We start from the raw sequence: 2,450 nt of genomic DNA, 5'->3' as shown, positions 1-2,450 counted from the left end.
GCAGACCCGGAGATTTATGATGGTCACCCCAGACGGCGCGCCATTTTCCGGCTGCGATCAGCTGGATATCGAACGTTTCGACAGTAAGCAGGCATTGACAAAATCGCTGGTGCGCCGCGCTGCAGCGGCGCCGGACGAACGTTATTTTCTGCACGGCCAATTTAACCCCCCTCTCTGGCTGGCGATGCTGACGGGCAAAATCTGCCCTGCGCGTATAAGCTGGCACGTGTGGGGGGCGGATCTGTATGAGGAATCGCAGCGCCTACGCCACCGGCTGTTCTATCTGCTTCGCCGTCGCGCCCAGGGGCGGGTCGGCCATGTATTCGCAACTCGCGGCGATCTGGCCTGTTATCGCCAACGGCATCCGTCGGTGCCGTCTTCGCTACTATATTTTCCTACCAGGCTGGCAGCAGATGTCGTGCGGGTGGCGCAAGCGGAGGCAGACAATCGGCCGCTCACGCTACTGGTGGGGAATTCAGGGGATCCATCCAATCGTCATTGCCAAGCGCTGCGCGCCATCCATAATCAATTCGGCAGCGCAGTCAATATCATCGTGCCAATGGGCTATCCCGCCGGCAACGATACCTATATCGCTCTTGTGCGTGCGGAAGGTGAACGCTGCTTCCCCGAGGGACAGGTGCGGATCCTCACTGAACAGCTGGCCTTTAACGATTATCTCGCTCTGTTGCTGGAATGCGACTCCGGCTATTTCCTCTTCCAGCGCCAGCAGGGCATCGGCACGTTGAGCCTGCTGATCCAGCTGGGACTGCCATTCGTACTTAGCCGGCACAACCCATTCTGCCAGGATTTGGTCGCGCAGCAGGTGCCGTTGTTGTATGACGATGACTTGCTTAACCCCTCGCTTATCCAAGAAATGCAGCGGCGCATGCTAGCGCAGGATCTAGCACGTATCGCCTTTTTCTACCCGAATATCCTGCAGGGATGGCGTCAGGCGTTGTCTATTGCCGCAGGGGTACCGCTATGACGTTGGCGCAGTTTGGCAGCTTACTGGTGGTCTATTTGCTATCGTTAGCGTTGGCACTGTTGCTGACCTACCGGGAATTCCAACGGGTTAGGTTTAATTTTAATATTTTTTTCTCGGTGTTATACCTGCTGACGTTCTATCTCGGCTTTCCCTTTACTTGCCTGCTTGTGTTCCTCTATGGCGTCGAGGTAGTGCCGGTGGAGAACTTACTGGAATCGCTTTTGGCAGCGACCGCCTTCTATGGCATCTACTTTATCAGCTACAAAACTCAGCTATTCGCCCGCCTGCGCGGCCGCCGGAGGCCGCCCTGGTTCCGCATCAGCCGTACTGAGATCCATTTGCTGTGGCTGCTGCTGGCGCTTATCGCGTTAGCAACGGTGATGGTATTTTTCATCCATAACGGCTTTTTGCTGTTCCGGTTGCATGCCTATAGCCAAATCTTCTCCAGCGATGTCTCTGGCATCGCGCTAAAGCGTTTCTTTTATTTCTTTATCCCAGCAATGCTGCTGAGCTATTTCTTGAACCCTACTCGGCGCAGCTGGACAATCTTTCTTATTGCTACAGTCGCCTTCGGTATTTTTACCTATATCGTGGTGGGCGGCACGCGAGCAAATATTATTATTGCCTTCGCGCTGTTTTTGTTCATTGGTATCCAGCGCGGCTGGATCACCTTGTGGATGCTGGCGGGCGCCGGCGCAGTAGCGATCGTAGGCATGTTCTGGCTGGCGCTGAAACGCTACGGGCTGAGTGTTAGAGGCGATGAAGCGTTCTATACTTTTCTCTATTTAACGCGCGATACCTTTTCGCCATGGGAAAATCTGGCACTGCTGCTGCAAAACTATGGGAATATAGATTTTCAGGGACTAGCACCTATTGTACGTGATTTTTATGTCTTCATTCCTGGCTGGCTGTGGCCGGATCGGCCTTCGCTGGTGCTGAATACGGCGAATTATTTTACCTGGGAAGTGCTGAACAACCATTCTGGCCTGGCGATTTCACCCACTCTTATAGGTTCGCTCATCGTGATGGGCGGCGTCGGTTTTATCCCACTAGGCGCTGTAGTAGTTGGGCTTATCATCAAGGGATTCGATACGCTCTATGAGCGCGGAACAGCGGCGGGCGATCGCTACCGCGCCTCGCTCTTACAATCCTTTTGCTTTGGCGCGGTATTTAACATGATAGTCCTGGTGCGTGAAGGATTGGATGCGTTTGTATCACGGGTGGTGTTTTTCTGTCTGGTGTTTGGTCTGTGTTTAATCTCAGCTAAACTGTTGTTCTTGTTGTTCCGGCATGCGTGTCTGATACGGCCGCGCAGCGCCAGATTGAACGACTACCGGGCCATGCCGTAACCGATTACCCCATAGGAAGAATATAATGCCTAATAACGACGGGGTTCCCCATTATCAAATCTGTGGCCTGACCCTCTGGGGTTTTCGCGATCGGGCGGAATTTATCGATTATCTTT

General features: G+C 53.7%; 2 protein-coding genes. Both read left to right on the top strand.

What is annotated here, in order from left to right:
• The coding region (locus BG74_RS07035) for a TDP-N-acetylfucosamine:lipid II N-acetylfucosaminyltransferase (protein WP_244267409.1) at positions 1 to 985 on the top strand (985 nt) is incomplete at its 5' end.
• A complete protein-coding gene (gene wzyE, locus BG74_RS07030) occupies positions 982 to 2,334 on the top strand; it encodes an ECA oligosaccharide polymerase (RefSeq protein WP_066597501.1) in 1,353 nt (450 codons plus the stop codon). The genes BG74_RS07035 and wzyE, both read left to right, overlap by 4 nt.
• Positions 2,335 to 2,450 lie beyond the last annotated feature (116 nt).

The organism is Sodalis-like endosymbiont of Proechinophthirus fluctus (assembly GCF_001602625.1).
In the GTDB taxonomy this organism is placed as follows: Bacteria; Pseudomonadota; Gammaproteobacteria; order Enterobacterales; family Enterobacteriaceae.
The sequence above is the reverse complement of the archived record's forward strand: the minus strand, read 5'-3'. Positions and strand labels throughout refer to the sequence as shown.